Source organism: Roseateles sp. P5_B10, assembly GCF_056400485.1.
Map to the genome: position 1 here is coordinate 1 of NZ_JBFULE010000640.1, position 3,034 is coordinate 3,034.

Annotated in this window: 1 protein-coding gene; it reads left to right on the top strand. The window is 67.2% G+C overall.

Translation table 11 applies throughout. From position 1 onward, the window contains the following. Positions 1-136 precede the first annotated feature (136 nt). Positions 137-3,034 (top strand): error-prone DNA polymerase (locus AC1DU6_RS25255; RefSeq protein WP_477860435.1); only part of this gene is annotated, 2,898 nt, incomplete at its 3' end.

The window sequence follows — 3,034 nt, forward strand, 5'->3', positions numbered from 1 at the left end:
GCCTGCAGACGCGCGACTACTTCGTCTACCGCAGCGCCGCGCGCGGGTTGCTGTGGGTCTATCACGAGCGCCTGCCGGACGCGGCAACGGCCACATCGGGATGGTTCCTGCATGGGGTCTTCGCATGACGCCGCCGATGTCGGACCGCGACGAGCGGCTGGCGATGCTGCGCGAGCAGGGAATCGCCTCGGAAGCCGACCTGCGCCGCGCCGCCGATGGGTGGCAACGGGCCCAGCCCGGCTCGCGCACCGACGTGCCGCGGTATGCCGAGCTGCACTGCCTGTCGGCCTTCAGCTTCCTGCGTGGCGCGTCCGAGCCGGCCGAACTGGTGGAGCGTGCCTGCGACCTGGGCTACGAAGCGCTGGCCATCACCGACGAATGCTCGCTGGCGGGCGTCGTGCGCGCGCACAAGCAATTGCGGGAGATGCGCGAGGCAGCGCACCACGCCCTGAAAGAGGTTGCACGCGAGGCGGGCCAGACCGAAGACGACATTGCGCAACCGCAGCTGATGCAGTTGCTGATCGGCAGCGAGTTCCTTGTGCGCGACGACACCGGCACGCCGCGCTTCAAGCTCGTGCTGCTGGCGCAGAACCTCAACGGCTACGGCAATCTCAGCCAGTTCATCACCCGGCTGCGGCGTGCCAGCCCGGTCAAAGGCGAGTACACGCTGCACTGGCGCCAGATCTCACCCGAGAAACTGTCCGACTGCCTGGCCCTGCTCGTGCTGCCGCGCGAGGCCCCAGATGCCGAGCTGGCGCCGGCGGCGCATTGGGTGCTGCGCCATTTCGCCGGCCGCGCCTGGATCGCCGTCGAGCTGCTGCGCGAGGCCAGCGATGCGCTGTGGCTGCAGCGGCTGCAGGCGCTGTCCGAGGAGACGGCGCTGCCGCTGGTTGCCGCCGGTGACGTGCACTTCCACGTGCGCTCGCGCAAGGCGCTGCAGGACGTGATGACGGCCACGTGCCTGGGCCGCACGGTGGCCGAGTGCGGTTTCGACCTGCAGCCCAACGCCGAGCGCCATCTGCGCAGCCGCTACCGGATCTCGCAGATCTATCCGCAAGCGTTGATGCGAGAGACGACGCAGGTGGCGGCTCGCTGCACGTTCAGCCTCAACGAGATCAGCTACCGCTACCCCAGCGAGGTCGTGCCTGCCGGTCGCACGCCGCGCCAGCACCTGCGCGATCTGACCTATGCCGGTGCTTACAAGCGCTGGCCAGAAGCCAAGGGCGGTGTGCCCGACAAATTCAAGCGCCGCATCGAGGACGAACTGGAACTGATCGAGGAGCTGGCGTACGAACACTACTTCCTGACCGTTGCCGATGTGGTCGACTTCGCGCGCAGCATCGGCATCCTCTGCCAGGGTCGCGGCTCGGCCGCCAACAGCGTGGTCTGCTACTGCCTGCACGTCACATCGGTGGACCCCGACCGCAGCACGCTGCTGTTCGAGCGCTTCATCAGCCGCGAGCGCAACGAACCGCCGGACATCGACGTCGACTTCGAGCATGAGCGCCGCGAGGAGGTCATCCAGCACCTCTACAAGAAATACGGCCGCGACCGTGCCGCACTGACGGCCGTCGTCATCTGCTACCGGCCCAAAAGCGCGATCCGGGATGTCGGCAAGGCGCTGGGCTTCAGCGAGGCGCAGCTCGAAGTGATGAGCAATGACCACAGCGGCTGGTCCACCCAGGTGCTGCCCGAAGAACACCGCCTCGAGCTGCTGCAGCAGCTTGGCTTGCCGGACGACGATCCCCGGCTTCAGCAACTCATCACTCTGGGCCGCCAGCTCAACGGGCTGCCCCGCCACCTCTCCCAGCACGTGGGCGGCTTCGTGCTGACGCAAGGCTCGCTCGAGCGCCTCGTTCCCATCGAGAACGCGACGATGAAGGACCGCAGCGTCATCGAGTGGGACAAGGACGACATCGACGAGCTGAAGATGATGAAGGTCGATGTGCTCGCCCTGGGCATGCTCAGCGCCATCCGGCGTTGCTTCGATCTCGTCAACCCGATGCGCGGCACGGCCATCGACCTGACCATCCCCGACAACGACACCGCCACCTACGACATGATCTGCAAGGCCGACACCATCGGTGTGTTCCAGATCGAGTCACGCGCGCAGATGTCGATGTTGCCGCGCTTGCGGCCGCGGACCTACTACGACTTGGTAGTCGAGGTCGCCATCGTGCGCCCTGGCCCCATCGAAGGCGGCATGGTGCATCCCTACCTGAAGAACCGCGCCCTGCCCGAAGACCAGGTCGAATACCCCAGCGAAGCCCTGAAGGAAGCTCTCTGGCGCACCCGCGGCGTGCCCATCTTCCAGGAGCAGGTCATGCAGGTGGCCATGATCGCCGCGGGCTTCAGCGCCGGCGAAGCCGATGAACTGCGCCGTGCCATGGCCGCGTGGAAGCGCCCCGGCGTGCTGGAGAAGTACTACGACAAGGTCGTCAAGGGCATGCGAGAACGAGGTTATGAGGACGCGTTTGCCGAGCGCATCTTCAGCCAGATCAAGGGCTTCTCCTCCTACGGCTTCCCCGAGTCCCATGCCGCCAGCTTCGCGCTGCTGACCTATGTCAGCTCCTGGCTCAAATGCCACGAGCCCGCAGCCTTCCTGTGCGCGCTGCTGAACTCGCAACCGCTGGGCTTCTACACGCCCAGCCAGCTCATTCAGGATGCGCGCCGGCACGAGGTCGAGGTGCGCGCCATCGACGTGAACCACAGCAACAAGGACAGCACGCTGGAGCCCCGACCGGGCGAGCACCAACCCGCCGTGCGGCTGGGCCTGCGCCTCGTCGGCGGCCTGGGCGACGAGGCGGCCGAGCGCATCGAGCAGGCTCGCGCTCGCGACGGCGAATTCGCCCACCCGCAGGACCTGGCCTTCCGAGCCCGCCTGACGCAGCAAGACATGCAACAGCTCGCCGCCGCCGATGCACTGACGTCGCTGGCCGGCCATCGCCGCCAGCAGGTCTGGCAGGCCTCGGCCCTGCATGCCATGCCGGAGCTGCTGCAGGGCAGCCTGTTGCCCGAGGACGACCTCGAACTG